Source organism: Pseudomonas granadensis (assembly GCF_900105485.1).
Taxonomy (GTDB): Bacteria; Pseudomonadota; Gammaproteobacteria; order Pseudomonadales; family Pseudomonadaceae; genus Aquipseudomonas; species Aquipseudomonas granadensis.
In genome coordinates, this window is sequence record NZ_LT629778.1 from 5,366,703 (window position 1) to 5,380,434 (window position 13,732).

The window sequence follows — 13,732 nt, forward strand, 5'->3', positions numbered from 1 at the left end:
GCGAAGGCCTACAGGGACAGATCTTTAGCTCACGATCTCCAAAGCTGGCTGCTGACTCGATCCAGACACCAGGAACTCCACCAGCTCCGCCAGCGGCAACGGCCGGCTGATCAGGTAACCCTGCACCTGATCGCAACCGAACCCGCGCAGCAGTTCCAGTTGCTCGGAAGTCTCCACGCCTTCGGCCACCACTTCCAGCTGCAGGTTGTGCGCAAGATTGATCATCGCGTGCACCAGTTTGCGGTTCTCTTCACGCTGTTCCATGCCGCCGACAAAGCTTTTGTCGATCTTCAGCAAGGTGATCGGCAGGCTGTTGAGGTGCACGAATGAGGAGAACCCGGTGCCGAAGTCATCCAGCGAAAAGCGCACGCCGAGGCGGCCAAGGGCGTCCATGGTCTGCTTGACCAGATCGCTGCGGCGCATCACCGCGGTTTCGGTCAGTTCGAATTCCAGCCATTGCGCCTCGACCCCGCGTTCCAGAATCAGACGGCTCAAGGTCGGCAGCAACTGGCTGTCCTGAAACTGGCGGAACGACAGGTTGATTGCCATGTGCAGCGCCGGCAAGCCTTGCCCGCGCAGCGCCTGCATGTCGCGCAGGGCGCGGGAAATCACCCAGTAGCCCAGCGGCACGATCAAACCGCTCTGCTCGGCCAGCGGCACGAATTCGCTCGGTGGCAACAGGCCGCGTTCGCCATGACGCCAGCGCACCAGGGCTTCGAGGCCGACGATCTGGCCATCCTCAAGATTCAGCCGTGGCTGGTAATGCAGCTCCAGCTCATCGCGCCGCAGCGCCCGGCGCAGCTCGCTTTCCAGATCGGCCATGCTGCGCGCGTTACGGTTGATGCGCTCGTTAAAGATATGAAAGGTACAGCCCTGAGTGCTTTTGGCTTGCTGCATGGCAATGTGCGCGTGCCACATCAGCGGGTCGGCACCGGCCTGCGCGCGAGCGTGGGCGATGCCGAGGCTGGAGCCGATCAACAGGCTCTCGCCATCGACCCAATACGGTTCGGCCAGCGCTTCGGTAATGCGCTCGGCCATCCACTCGGCCCGCTCCGGCGCACGGCGGGTGTCGATCAGCAAGGCGAATTCATCGCTGCCCAGGCGCGCCAGTTGATCACCGGCCTCAAGCTGGCTTTTCAGCCGCGCGACCACTTGCAGGATCAGCCGGTCGCCAGCCTGATGACCGAGGGCATCATTGGCGTGGCGAAAATTGTCGAGGTCAAGATGCCCGAGGGCCAGGCCACGGCCGTCGTTTTCCGCCAGACGCGCCGTCAGCAGGGTCTGGAAACCCTGGCGGTTGGCGATACCGGTCAGCGGATCCTGTTCGGCCAGGCGCTGCAACGTGTTTTCGAGCACGCCGCGCTCGCGCACATGGCGCAGGCAACGGCGCAGCATGCCGGCGTCGAGGGCATCGAATGCCAACCAGTCACTGACCCCGTCCGGCGCCGTGGCCGGTTCGTGATCGAGCAGCAATACCGTCGGCAGGCTGCAACGGCCCGGTGCCGGTTGCAACGCAGGAATGGTCAATAACACCGCATGGCGGTTGTCTTCGAACAGGCTGCTGACCGACTCCCAGCTCGGCGCGCTGATCAGCACCGCCGCGCTCCCCATGGGCGCCAGACACTCGCGCAATAACGCTGTCCACGCTGGCTCTTCGGCCAGTAACAGCAAACGCAAGGGCTCGACAGGCGTAGACAAGCTGACTCCCTAGACTCTGCAAAGATGTGGGCTGGGCATTATGCCGTTGTGTGTAACATTGACCAATGCGCATGACCATCAACGTCGGACAAAACGTTATCTTTGGTCACAAACGAGAACATTAGCCGCAAAATCACCGCGCATCCTGCGTGAAAGTAACAAAACCGGCAAATCCGCATCGCGTGGTACGTCACAAGTCGGACAGAGCAGCACAATTCGCTGAGCCTGTTAAAATGCCGGCCCATTTCGTCAACGACTCCCGAATTTTCGTATGTCCCGACTCAATCCCCGGCAGCAAGAAGCCGTGAACTACGTCGGCGGCCCTCTATTGGTGCTCGCCGGTGCTGGCTCCGGCAAGACCAGCGTGATCACGCGCAAAATCGCGCACCTGATCCAGAACTGCGGCATCCGCGCCCAGTACATCGTCGCCATGACGTTTACCAACAAGGCCGCGCGCGAGATGAAAGAGCGGGTCGGCAGCCTGCTGCGTGCCGGCGAAGGCCGCGGCCTGACGGTCTGCACCTTCCACAACCTGGGCCTGAACATTATCCGCAAGGAGCATGCGCGGCTGGGCTACAAACCCGGTTTCTCGATCTTCGACGAGACCGACGTCAAAGCCCTGATGACCGACATCATGCAGAAGGAATATGCAGGCGACGATGGCGTCGACGAGATCAAGAACATGATCGGCGCCTGGAAAAACGACCTGATCCTGCCGCCGCAGGCGCTGGAAAACGCGCGCAATCCCAAGGAGCAGACCGCCGCCATCGTCTACACCCACTACCAGCGCACGCTCAAGGCGTTCAACGCGGTGGACTTCGACGACCTGATCCTGCTGCCGGTGAAACTCTTCGAAGAACACGCCGACATTCTCGAAAAGTGGCAGAACAAGGTGCGTTACCTGCTGGTCGATGAATATCAGGACACCAACGCCAGCCAGTACCTGCTGGTGAAGATGCTGATCGGCAAGCGCAACCAGTTCACCGTGGTCGGCGACGACGACCAGTCGATCTACGCCTGGCGCGGCGCGCGGCCGGAAAACCTGATGCTGCTCAAGGACGACTACCCGTCGCTGAAAGTGGTGATGCTCGAGCAGAACTACCGTTCGACCAGTCGCATCCTGCGCTGCGCCAACGTGCTGATCTCGAACAACCCGCACGAATTCGAAAAGCAGCTGTGGAGTGAAATGGGCCACGGTGACGAGATCCGCGTGATCCGCTGCCGCAACGAAGACGCCGAAGCCGAGCGCGTGGCCATGGAAATCCTCAGCCTGCACCTGCGCACTGACCGCCCTTACAGCGATTTCGCGATTCTCTATCGCGGTAACTATCAGGCCAAACTGATCGAATTGAAGCTGCAGCACCATCAGGTGCCGTATCGCCTCAGCGGCGGCAACAGCTTTTTCGGCCGCCAGGAAGTGAAGGACCTGATGGCCTACTTCCGCCTGATCGTAAACCCGGATGACGACAACGCCTTTCTGCGAGTGATCAATGTGCCGCGCCGCGAAATCGGCTCGACCACCCTGGAAAAGCTCGGCAACTACGCCACCGAGCGCAAGATCTCGATGTACGCCGCCACCGATGAAATCGGCCTCGGCGAGCATCTGGACAGCCGCTTCACCGATCGCCTGGCGCGCTTCAAGCGCTTCATGGACAAGGTCCGCGAGCAGTGCGCCGGCGAAGATCCGATCTCGGCGCTGCGCAGCATGGTCATGGACATCGACTACGAGAACTGGCTGCGCACCAACAGCTCCAGCGACAAGGCAGCCGATTACCGCATGAGCAACGTCTGGTTCTTGATCGAGGCGTTGAAAAACACCCTCGAAAAAGACGAAGAAGGCGAAATGACCATCGAGGACGCCATCGGCAAATTGGTGCTGCGCGACATGCTCGAACGTCAGCAGGAAGAAGAGGACGGCGCCGAAGGCGTGCAAATGATGACATTGCACGCCTCCAAGGGGCTGGAATTCCCTTACGTGTTCATCATGGGCATGGAAGAGGAAATCCTCCCGCACCGCTCCAGCATCGAAGCCGACACCATCGAAGAAGAACGCCGCCTGGCCTACGTGGGTATCACCCGCGCTCGTCAGACCCTGGCGTTTACTTTCGCGGCCAAGCGCAAGCAGTACGGCGAGATCATCGACTGTGCGCCGAGCCGTTTCCTCGATGAGCTGCCGCCGGACGACCTCGCCTGGGAAGGCAACGACGACACCCCGACCGAAGTCAAAGCCGTGCGCGGCAATAACGCTTTGGCCGACATACGCGCGATGTTAAAGCGCTAGAATTGGCCACTTTTTACTAGACCTTCGGCGCACCAGGCGCCAAATGAGGACAGCTTCATGGAAGCATTGCAGCAGAAAATCCGCGAACAAGGCATTGTGCTTTCCGACCAGGTCCTGAAGGTCGACGCCTTCCTGAACCACCAGATCGACCCGGCCCTGATGAAGCTGATCGGCGACGAATTCGCCGCGCTGTTCAAGGACTCGGGGATCACCAAGATCGTCACCATCGAAGCTTCGGGCATCGCCCCGGCGATCATGACCGGCTTGAACCTCGGCGTGCCGGTGATCTTTGCCCGCAAGCAGCAGTCCCTGACCCTGACTGAAAACCTGCTGTCGGCAACCGTCTACTCGTTCACCAAGAAGACCGAAAGCACCGTGGCGATTTCCCCGCGCCACCTGACCAGCAGCGACCGCGTGCTGATCATCGACGACTTCCTCGCCAACGGTAAGGCGTCGCAGGCGCTGATCTCGATCATCAAACAGGCCGGCGCCACCGTGGCCGGTCTGGGCATCGTCATCGAGAAATCGTTCCAGGGCGGCCGCGCCGAGCTGGATTCGCAGGGCTACCGCGTCGAGTCGCTGGCCCGCGTGAAATCGTTGAAGGACGGCGTTGTAACCTTCATCGATTAACCAGCTACCTCGCCGATCCCCTGTAGGAGTGAGCCTGCTCGCGATAGCGTAGTGTCAGTCGACCCTTTCGGTGACTGATGCACCGCGATCGCGAGCAGGCTCACTCCCACAGTTGGTTTTGAGGCGGGCAGTTATTGCTCGGTGGCTTTGAGGCCGGTGAGCAACAAACGTTGAAACAGCTCCTCTTTCAGCCCCTCCGGGTTCGTGAGCTGCATCCGTTCCAGATGTTCCGGAAACGCTGATGCCTCCGGCGCATCCAGCGCAGCCTTGCCCAATTCCAGTATCTCGGTCAGCTTGAACTTGCTCTTCAGCCAGTTCAGCGCGCGCAGCAGGTCGCGTTCGATCGCGGTGAAATCACAGCCCAGCGGATATTCCGGAAACAGATTCGGATGCCGTGCGGCGATCGCCTGCAAGCGTTGCGGCGTGTTGTCGGCGAAACGCGGATCGATGCGGAAATCCTTTGGCAGTTTGCCGACCTTTTGTGCCTGTTCGATCAGCCCCGGCTGAAAGCGCGAATCGCTGATATTGAGCAACGCCTCGATTACCGCCGCGTCGGGTTTGCCGCGCAGATCGGCGATGCCGTATTCGGTGACGACGATATCGCGTAAATGCCGCGGAATCGTGCAATGACCGTATTCCCAGACGATATTCGAACTGACCTCGCCAGCCGATTCGCGCCAGCTGCGCAAGATCAGAATCGATCGCGCCCCATCCAGCGCATGGCCCTGGGCGACGAAGTTGTACTGTCCGCCGACACCGCTGAGCACGCGCCCGTCCTGCAACTGGTCAGCCACCCCGGCGCCGAGCAGGGTCATGGTGAATACCGTGTTGATGAACCGCGCATCGAGGCGTTGCAAACGCTTGAGCTCTTCCTGCCCGTACAGCTCGTTGATGTAGCTGATGCGGGTCATGTTGAACTCGAGCATTTTGCTTGGCGGCAACTCACGCAAACGCTCATAGAAACTGCGCGGGCCGAGGAAGAAGCCGCCGTGTACGCAAATGCCGTCAGGCTGCGCCGCCTCGTCGAGGGTGCCGGCATTGGCCTGCTCCTGGGTCGGCACATCCGGGTAGACCTTGCGCCGGATGATCCCCGCCTCCGCCAAAACCAGCAGGCCGTTGACGAACATTTCACTGCAGCCATACAAGCCTTTGGCGAACGGTGCGGTGCCGCCCTCGCGCTCGATCAGTTGCGCCCACTGGCTCAGATTGATGTCATCGAGCAGCGCCCGATAACCGCCGTTGTCGGCCTGACGGGCGAGCAATGCAGCGGTCAGTGCGTCGCCCATCGAACCGATGCCGATCTGCAGCGTGCCGCCGTCGCGCACCAGCGTGCTGGCATGTAAACCAATGAAGTGGTCCTGGAAACCGACGGGCATGTTCGGCGTTGAGAACAGCGTGCAGCTGTCCTTCTCGTCGATCAGCAAATCAAAGGTGTCGATATCGACTTCGGCATCCCCGGGCATGTACGGCAGATCGGTGTGAACCTGGCCGACCAGCACAATCGTCTCTCCGGCTTCGCGGCGCTTGGCGATCAGTGGCAATAGATCGAGGGTGATGTCGGGGTTGCAGCTCAGACTCAGGCGGTCCGGGTGTTCGCTGCTGCTGGCGAGCAACTGCGCGACCAGATTCAGGCCGGCGCCGTTGATATCGCGGGCGGCATGGCTGTAGTTGCTGCTGACGTAATCCTGCTGTGCCGGGGCGCTGTTGAGCAGGCTGCCGGGCTGCATGAAGAACTGTTGAATGCGGATGTTGGCGGGCAGGCTGTCGCGCTGTAGATCAGCGAGAAAATCGAACTCGGGGTAATCGCCGAAAACCCGTTCGACAAAGGGCTCTATAAAGCGCTTCTGCAAACCTTCGCCCAGACTCGGCCGACCCAGGCACAGCGCGGTGTAAATCGTCAGCTGGCGCTCGGGCAGGTCTTTGATCCGCCGGTACAGCGCGTTGACGAAGTGGTTGGGTTTGCCCAGCCCCAGCGGCAGGCCCATGTGGACATGCGCCGGCAAGCGTGCGAGCACGTCGTCCACTGCCTGTTCGATCGAACACAACTGCACCATCTGAAGCCTCCCGCCCGTTCCGTTGATAGGGGTAGACCGAGATTGCCTTGAGTTTGCTGCAAAGGATAGCGTTTGGTTTTGAGTGTTTATCCGCCTCGAGATGGTTGCCCTCACCTTAACCCTCTCCCGGAGGGAGAGGGGACCGATTCGGGGATATTCGGAATCTGCAGCGGCCTGAAACCGCTTTACCGAATCCATAATCGCCAAGGTCTTCCAGGTCGATGTCGAACGCCAGACACCTCGGTCGGCCCCCTCTCCCTCCGGGAGAGGGCTGGGGTGAGGGTCAGGGTTTGAATGAATCGAAAGACCATAAATCGCAGGCACAAAAAAACCGTCCGAAGACGGTTTTTTTACGTCCAGAGCGCCGCTGATTACAGACCGGACATCTCTTTGATCGCGCCCTTGAGTTCTTCATCGGTGCAATCGGCGCAGGTGCCTTTCGGTGGCATCGCATTAACACCGGTAATCGCTTTGGCGAGGATGCCGTCCAGACCACCCTGGTGATCGGCCCGCTCTTTCCAGGCGGCCTTGTCGCCGATTTTCGGCGCGCCCAGCAGGCCGGTGCCGTGACAAGCGTTGCAGTGTTTGGCGATCACGTCTTTAGGCGCCTTGGCTCCACCGCCGCCGCCAGCGCTTGCAACCACTTCCATCCCTTTGCATTCCTGCCCCTGAACACACACCTGGCCGACCGGCTCGAGGCGTTTGGCAATGTCGTCATTGGTCGCAGCTTGAGCGCTGACAGCCCAGAGGGCCAGTACGGTTGCTGGTGCAGCCAGCATTTTCATAATTAGGTTCACGCGTTCACCCTCAATGGTGGCTATTCACGCCTGCGGCCACGGTTCGCAGGCGGGCGCAAGTATAGCGGGTAGCCCGCCACACTGAAACAACCCCATTTTTAAAGGGGTCTTGTTGCGCATCGGTCAAACGGTTCGGGAGCCTTGGCCATCAGGGCCTGGCGCCTCTTGCTTTAGAAATTCGCCGGTGTGGCTGCGCTGATCAGTCGCGCAGGCACATCGAAAGGATTACGGAAACGATGCGGCTTGGTACTTTCAAAATAGTAGCTGTCGCCGGCTTCGAGGATAAAAGTTTCCAGGCCGACCACCAGTTCCAGACGACCCTCGACCAGAATCCCGGTTTCCTCGCCCTCGTGGGTGAGCATTTCTTCGCCGGTATCGGCGCCCGGCGGGTAGATTTCATTGAGGAAGGCGATGGCGCGGCTCGGGTGTGCGCGGCCGACCAGTTTCATGGTCACGGCGCCGTCGGAAATGTCGATCAGCTCGTTGGCCTTGTAGACGATCTGGGTTGGCTGGTCTTGCAGGATCTCTTCGGAAAAGAACTCGACCATGGACATGGGAATGCCGCCGAGCACCTTTCTCAGCGAACTGATCGAAGGGCTCACGCTGTTCTTTTCGATCATCGAAATGGTGCTGTTGGTGACGCCCGCGCGTTTGGCGAGTTCGCGCTGGGAAAGCCCTTTGAGCTTGCGGATCGATTGCAGTCGTTCACCGACGTCCAAGGCGGGAGCCTCCTGATGTTGTAAGAATATTGAGCGTTATCATGGCGACAGCGTTCAGTATTTACAACACTTGGCCCCCGCGCAGGCGTCAGGCCTCGGAATAGAGCCTTGGCACCCGGCGCAGGTTGCAGAAGATCTGGTACGGAATGGTATCCGCCCACGTCGCCACATCGCTGGCGAGGATGTTCTTGCCCCACAGTTCGACAGTCGAACCGAGGCCCGCCTCCGGCACATCGGTGAGGTCAATGCACAGCATGTCCATCGACACGCGCCCCAACAGACGGCTGCGCTGGCCAGCCACCAGCACCGGTGTGCCGGTTGGCGCCTGACGCGGATAGCCGTCGGCGTAGCCCATGGCGACCACGCCGATGCGCATCGGCTTGTCGGTGATGAATTTCGCGCCGTAGCCGATCGGCTCACCGGCCGGCAGCTCACGGACACTGATGACTTTCGATTCCAGAGTCATCACCGGTTGCAGACGTTCGGCCACGGCGTTGGCTTCTTCGAACGGTGTCGCACCGTAGAGCATGATACCGGGGCGCACCCAGTCGCTGTGGATCTGCGGCCAACCCAGTACCGCCGGCGAATTGCGCAAGCTGACTTCCGTCGCCAGGCCCTGACGCGCCGCTTCGAAGACAGCCACCTGCTCGCTGCTGCTCTGCGCGTGCAGCTCATCGGCACGGGCGAAGTGGCTCATCAACACGATTTTCGCCACTTTGCCGCTGGCCAGCAGGCGCTGATAGGCAGCCGGATAATCTTTTGGATGCAGGCCGACGCGGTGCATGCCGGAGTCAAGCTTCAGCCAAACCGTGATCGGTTTGCTCAACGCCGCCTGTTCGATGGCTTCGAGCTGCCACAGCGAATGCACCACGCACCAGAAATCATGCTCGACGATCAGCGTCAGCTCATCCGCCTCGAAGAAACCTTCCAGCAGCAGCACAGGCGCACGAATACCGGCCGCGCGCAGCTCCAGCGCCTCTTCGATGCACGCCACGGCAAACCCGTCAGCCTCGGCTTCCAGCGCCTGGGCGCAGCGCACCGCGCCATGGCCGTAGGCGTCAGCCTTGATCACCGCAAGCGCCTTGGCGCCGGTGACTTCGCGGGCAATTCGGTAGTTGTGGCGCAGGGCTTGAAGGTCGATCAGGGCACGGGCAGGACGCATGGCGGCGGACTTCTAGGCAGTCATGGAAGAAAAACCGGCGCCGACTGACGGTGTTAACCGCCAACAGCGCCGGGAGAGGGATCTTTGCTACGGCTTATGGCAGCGCAGCGACGATGGAGATCTCGACGAGGATGCTCGGCTTGGCCATTTTTGCTTCGACAGTGGCACGGGCCGGCGCGGCGCCCTTGGGCAGCCACTGGTCCCACACCGAGTTCATTCCGGCAAAATGCGCCTCGATGTCGTTCAGGTAGATCGTCGCCGAGAGCAGATGCTGTTTGTCCGTGCCGGCCAGATCGAGCAGGCGCTCGATATTGGCCAGTACGTCGCGGGTCTGCTGTTCAATCCCGGCTTCGAAGTCGTCGCCGACCTGCCCGGCCAGGTACACCGTACCGTTGTGGCTGACGATCTGACTCATGCGCTCATTGGTGAGCTGGCGCTGGATTGACATGTTTTGCGGACTCCTGGGTCTGGTTGCCGTAACGGGAAATATCGAGGCCTTCGGCACTGATCTGCGGTTTTTTCTTCGCCATCAGATCGGCCAGCAAACGCCCGGAACCGCACGCCATGGTCCAACCCAGGGTGCCGTGACCGGTGTTGAGGAACAGATTCTTGAACGGCGTGGCGCCAACGATCGGCGTGCCGTCCGGCGTGGTCGGCCGCAGACCGGTCCAGAAACTCGCCTCGGCCAGATTGCCGCCCTGAGGATAAAGGTCGTTGACGATCATCTCCAGCGTTTCGCGCCGACGCGGGTTCAGCGACAGGTCAAAACCGGCAATCTCGGCCATGCCGCCGACGCGGATGCGGTTGTCGAACCGGGTTATTGCAACCTTGTAGGTCTCGTCGAGGATGGTCGAGGTCGGCGCCATGTCCGGGTTGGTGATTGGCACGGTCAGCGAGTAGCCCTTGAGCGGATAGACCGGGGCCTTGATGCCCAGCGGCTTGAGCAGTTGCGGCGAATAGCTGCCCAGCGCCAGCACGTAGCGATCGGCGGTTTCCAGCTTGCCGTCGATCCACACGCCGTTGATGCGATCACCGGCGTAGTCGAGCTTCTGAATATCCTGGCCGAAGCGGAATTCCACACCCAGCTTGCGCGCCATGTCGGCGAGACGAGTGGTAAAGATCTGGCAGTCGCCGGTCTGGTCGTTCGGCAAGCGCAGGGCGCCGGCAAGAATATCGGTGACGCCGGCCAGCGCCGGTTCGACGCGGGCAATGCCGGCGCGATCGAGGACTTCGAACGGCACGCCGGACTCTTTCAGCACGGCAATGTCTTTGGCGGCGTTATCCAGTTGCGCCTGGGTGCGGAACAACTGCGTGGTGCCGAGGCTGCGGCCTTCGTAGGCAATGCCGGTTTCGGCGCGCAATTCGTCGAGGCAGTCGCGGCTGTACTCGGACAGTCGCACCATGCGCTCCTTGTTCACCGCATAACGGCTGGCGGTGCAGTTGCGCAGCATCTGCGCCATCCACAGGTATTGGTCGATGTCCGCGGTGGCCTTGATTGCCAGCGGTGCGTGGCGTTGCAGCAGCCATTTGATGGCCTTGAGCGGTACGCCCGGCGCGGCCCACGGCGAAGCGTAGCCCGGCGAGACCTGGCCGGCGTTGGCGAAACTGGTCTCCATGGCCGCGGCCGGCTGCCGGTCGACCACCACCACTTCAAACCCGGCACGGGCCAGATAGTAAGCACTGGCGGTACCGATGACGCCGCTACCCAAGACCATGACGCGCATTTTCAATCCCTCATCGCGGCTTTGTGCCGAGCTGTGTTGTAAGAGCAATGATGAGCGCAGTGTAAAAAAGAAATGCCAGTGCTTTTCACTATATAAGCGCCTATATTTGGCGACAATTCTCGGCAAAAACCCTTTTCACGGAGGCGCATCCCCTATGCGGACCAACACCCAGACCAAGCGCGAGCTGGACAAGATCGACCGCAACATCCTGCGGATCCTGCAGGCGGACGGGCGCATTTCGTTCACTGAACTCGGGGAAAAGGTCGGCCTCTCCACCACGCCCTGCACTGAGCGCGTGCGCCGTCTGGAGCGCGAAGGAATCATCATGGGCTACAACGCCCGGCTCAATCCGCAGCATTTGAAGGGTAGCCTGCTGGTGTTCGTCGAGATCAGCCTCGACTACAAATCCGGCGACACTTTCGAGGAGTTCCGACGCGCGGTGCTGAAATTGCCCCACGTACTGGAATGTCATCTGGTGTCAGGGGATTTCGACTATCTGGTAAAGGCGCGGATTTCCGAGATGGCCTCGTACCGCAAACTGCTCGGCGACATCCTGCTCAAGTTGCCGCATGTGCGCGAATCGAAGAGCTATATCGTCATGGAAGAAGTCAAAGAGAGCCTGTGCCTGCCGATTCCTGACTGAAAATTGTGCCGCAGCCATCGCCAGCAGGTTGGCTCCCACAGGTTCCGTGGTGAACACAAATAATGTGCACACCTGCGAACTCTGTGGGAGCTAGCCCTGCTAGCGATGCAGGCGACTCGGTTTATCGAGTCAAACCAACACCTGCCGATTCGCCGCCATGTACTCGAAAATCTGCTTCTCAACCCGCGGATGAATCAGCTCCACCGGCCGCCGTTCATTCGGGCAAGGCAACGTTTTGGTCGTGCCAAACAACCGGCAGATCAACGGCCGTTCCTCATACACCGTGCAGCCATTCGGCCCCAAGTGTACGCAGTTCAGTTCTTGCATCGCCGCATCCTGCTCGGCGCGGGTCTTGCGCGGCAGTCGGGCCATTTCCTCGGGCGACGTGGTCACCGGCCCGCAGCAGTCGTGACAGCCGGGTACGCACTCGAACGAGGGAATCTGCTGACGCAACGTGCGGATTTTCTGACTGTTGCAGCTCATCGAAACAGTGCCCGAGGGGAATGGACGGCAATTGTGCCGCAAAAGACCTGGGCCAGACACTGTAGGCCGACCGATGTTGCCGGTGCTCGGCCGTGCGGCTTATGCTCCGTCAAATTTTCTCGACACCGCCTCAGGATGACGCCCATGACCGCCCGCGCCCACACTTCCGCGAGCCAACCCCACGCCGCCTCTTACTACGCCGCCAGCAGCCTGCCGCAGCCAGACCATCCGCGGCTGCAAGGTGAAGTGCTGGCCGACGTCTGTGTGGTCGGTGGCGGGTTTTCCGGGTTGAACACCGCGCTGGAATTGGCTGAACGCGGGTTCAGCGTCGTCCTCCTGGAAGCGAACAAGATCGGCTGGGGCGCCAGCGGGCGCAACGGCGGACAGCTGATTCGCGGCGTGGGTCATGGCCTCGATCAATTCGCCAACGTTGTCGGCACCGACGGCGTGCGGGCGATGAAACTCATGGGCCTGGAAGCGGTGGAAATCGTTCGTCAGCGCGTCGAGCGTTTCCAGATCGGCTGCGATCTGACTTGGGGTTACTGCGACCTCGCCAACAAGCCTGCTGATCTGCAAGGTTTTGCCGAAGAGGCCGAAGAGCTGCGCAGTCTTGGCTACCGCTATGAAACCCGACTGTTGCAAGCCAACGAGATGCACGCGGTGGTCGGCTCAAAACGCTACGTCGGCGGTTTGATCGATATGGGCTCCGGGCATCTGCACCCGCTGAATCTGGCGCTCGGTGAAGCCGCAGCGGCGCAGCAAATGGGCGTGAAACTGTTCGAGCAGTCGACGGTAATCCGCATCGATTATGGCGCCGAAGTGAAGGTCCACACGGCGCAAGGGTCGGTGCGGGCGAAGACCCTGGTGCTTGGCTGCAATGCCTACCTGAATGATCTGAACCCGCAACTCAGCGGCAAAGTCCTGCCGGCCGGCAGCTACATCATCGCCACCGAGCCGTTGAGCGAAGCTCAGGCCCACGACCTGCTGCCGCAGAACATGGCGGTCTGCGACCAGCGTGTCGCGCTGGATTATTACCGACTGTCGGCGGATCGACGCCTGCTGTTCGGCGGCGCCTGCCATTACTCGGGACGCGATCCGAAAGACATCGCCGCGTATATGCAGCCGAAGATGCTTGAGGTGTTCCCGCAACTCGCTGGGGTGAAGATCGATTATCAGTGGGGCGGGATGATCGGCATCGGCGCCAACCGCTTGCCGCAGATTGGCCGGCTCACCGATCAGCCGAATGTGTATTACGCCCAGGCCTATTCCGGGCACGGCGTGAATGCCACGCACCTGGCGGGCAAGCTGCTGGCCGAGGCGATCAGTGGGCAACAGGGTGGGGGTTTTGATCTGTTTGCCAAAGTGCCGCACATCACCTTCCCGGGCGGCAAGCATTTGCGTTCGCCGCTGCTGGCGTTGGGGATGTTGTGGCATCGGCTCAAAGAATTGGTCTGACAGCCCCGCAGCGCCGCCGATGTCGCCATCGCTGGCAAGCCAGCTCCCACAGAGATCATAGGTGTTCACTACATTCGTGTTCACTC

General features: G+C 60.9%; 12 protein-coding genes. 4 read left to right on the forward strand and 8 right to left on the reverse strand.

Annotated features, from left to right (window positions below; all coding sequences use genetic code 11):
• Positions 1–24 precede the first annotated feature (24 nt).
• The gene (locus tag BLU52_RS24000) at positions 25–1,698 is read right to left on the reverse strand and encodes a putative bifunctional diguanylate cyclase/phosphodiesterase (protein ID WP_090287472.1); all 1,674 of its coding nucleotides are present in this window, start codon (positions 1,696–1,698) and stop codon (positions 25–27) included.
• A gap of 271 nt (positions 1,699–1,969) precedes the next feature.
• Here BLU52_RS24000 and rep point away from each other — a divergent pair, with 271 nt between their 5' ends.
• Positions 1,970–3,979, forward strand: a complete 2,010-nt coding sequence (rep, locus tag BLU52_RS24005) for a DNA helicase Rep (RefSeq protein ID WP_090287474.1) — start codon at positions 1,970–1,972, stop codon at positions 3,977–3,979.
• 57 nt (positions 3,980–4,036) lie between these two features.
• Positions 4,037–4,609: a xanthine phosphoribosyltransferase gene (locus BLU52_RS24010; protein WP_090287476.1), complete on the forward strand. Its 573-nt coding sequence runs from the start codon at positions 4,037–4,039 to the stop codon at positions 4,607–4,609.
• A gap of 131 nt (positions 4,610–4,740) precedes the next feature.
• Here the strand turns inward: BLU52_RS24010 and BLU52_RS24015 are convergent, their stop codons facing one another.
• From BLU52_RS24015 to dadA, 6 genes are all read right to left on the reverse strand, one after another.
• The gene (locus tag BLU52_RS24015; RefSeq protein WP_090287479.1) at positions 4,741–6,663 is read right to left on the reverse strand and encodes an acetyl-CoA hydrolase/transferase C-terminal domain-containing protein; all 1,923 of its coding nucleotides are present in this window, start codon (positions 6,661–6,663) and stop codon (positions 4,741–4,743) included.
• Between the two features lie 371 nt (positions 6,664–7,034).
• The gene (locus tag BLU52_RS24020; RefSeq protein WP_090287481.1) at positions 7,035–7,448 is read right to left on the reverse strand and encodes a c-type cytochrome; all 414 of its coding nucleotides are present in this window, start codon (positions 7,446–7,448) and stop codon (positions 7,035–7,037) included.
• 182 nt (positions 7,449–7,630) lie between these two features.
• Complete coding sequence (locus BLU52_RS24025; protein WP_016772566.1) at positions 7,631–8,179, reverse strand: cupin domain-containing protein; 549 nt, start codon at positions 8,177–8,179, stop codon at positions 7,631–7,633.
• A gap of 88 nt (positions 8,180–8,267) precedes the next feature.
• Positions 8,268–9,341: an alanine racemase gene (alr, locus tag BLU52_RS24030; protein WP_090287483.1), complete on the reverse strand. Its 1,074-nt coding sequence runs from the start codon at positions 9,339–9,341 to the stop codon at positions 8,268–8,270.
• Between the two features lie 94 nt (positions 9,342–9,435).
• The gene (locus BLU52_RS24035; protein ID WP_090287484.1) at positions 9,436–9,789 is read right to left on the reverse strand and encodes a RidA family protein; all 354 of its coding nucleotides are present in this window, start codon (positions 9,787–9,789) and stop codon (positions 9,436–9,438) included.
• Positions 9,761–11,065: a D-amino acid dehydrogenase gene (gene dadA / locus BLU52_RS24040; RefSeq protein WP_090287486.1), complete on the reverse strand. Its 1,305-nt coding sequence runs from the start codon at positions 11,063–11,065 to the stop codon at positions 9,761–9,763. Before dadA ends, BLU52_RS24035 begins: the two co-directional genes overlap by 29 nt.
• A gap of 154 nt (positions 11,066–11,219) precedes the next feature.
• Between dadA and BLU52_RS24045 the strand changes: the two genes are divergently transcribed.
• On the forward strand, positions 11,220–11,708 hold the full coding sequence (locus BLU52_RS24045; protein WP_010465173.1) for an Lrp/AsnC ligand binding domain-containing protein: 489 nt from the start codon (positions 11,220–11,222) through the stop codon (positions 11,706–11,708).
• 129 nt (positions 11,709–11,837) lie between these two features.
• On the opposite strand, the gene BLU52_RS24050 is transcribed toward BLU52_RS24045, so the two are convergent.
• Positions 11,838–12,191: a YkgJ family cysteine cluster protein gene (locus BLU52_RS24050; protein WP_090287488.1), complete on the reverse strand. Its 354-nt coding sequence runs from the start codon at positions 12,189–12,191 to the stop codon at positions 11,838–11,840.
• A gap of 144 nt (positions 12,192–12,335) precedes the next feature.
• Between BLU52_RS24050 and BLU52_RS24055 the strand changes: the two genes are divergently transcribed.
• Positions 12,336–13,646: an NAD(P)/FAD-dependent oxidoreductase gene (locus BLU52_RS24055; RefSeq protein WP_090287490.1), complete on the forward strand. Its 1,311-nt coding sequence runs from the start codon at positions 12,336–12,338 to the stop codon at positions 13,644–13,646.
• Positions 13,647–13,732 lie beyond the last annotated feature (86 nt).

What these genes read in the sequence shown, in the direction of transcription:
- rep (WP_090287474.1), top strand. Translation starts at nt 1,970, where the DNA reads ATGTCCCGACTCAATCCCCGGCAGCAAGAAGCCGTGAACTACGTCGGC.
- BLU52_RS24010 (WP_090287476.1), top strand. Translation starts at nt 4,037, where the DNA reads ATGGAAGCATTGCAGCAGAAAATCCGCGAACAAGGCATTGTGCTTTCC.
- BLU52_RS24015 (WP_090287479.1), bottom strand. Translation starts at nt 6,663, where the DNA reads ATGGTGCAGTTGTGTTCGATCGAACAGGCAGTGGACGACGTGCTCGCA.
- BLU52_RS24020 (WP_090287481.1), bottom strand. Translation starts at nt 7,448, where the DNA reads ATGAAAATGCTGGCTGCACCAGCAACCGTACTGGCCCTCTGGGCTGTC.
- alr (WP_090287483.1), bottom strand. Translation starts at nt 9,341, where the DNA reads ATGCGTCCTGCCCGTGCCCTGATCGACCTTCAAGCCCTGCGCCACAAC.
- BLU52_RS24035 (WP_090287484.1), bottom strand. Translation starts at nt 9,789, where the DNA reads ATGTCAATCCAGCGCCAGCTCACCAATGAGCGCATGAGTCAGATCGTC.
- dadA (WP_090287486.1), bottom strand. Translation starts at nt 11,065, where the DNA reads ATGCGCGTCATGGTCTTGGGTAGCGGCGTCATCGGTACCGCCAGTGCT.
- BLU52_RS24045 (WP_010465173.1), top strand. Translation starts at nt 11,220, where the DNA reads ATGCGGACCAACACCCAGACCAAGCGCGAGCTGGACAAGATCGACCGC.
- BLU52_RS24050 (WP_090287488.1), bottom strand. Translation starts at nt 12,191, where the DNA reads ATGAGCTGCAACAGTCAGAAAATCCGCACGTTGCGTCAGCAGATTCCC.
- BLU52_RS24055 (WP_090287490.1), top strand. Translation starts at nt 12,336, where the DNA reads ATGACCGCCCGCGCCCACACTTCCGCGAGCCAACCCCACGCCGCCTCT.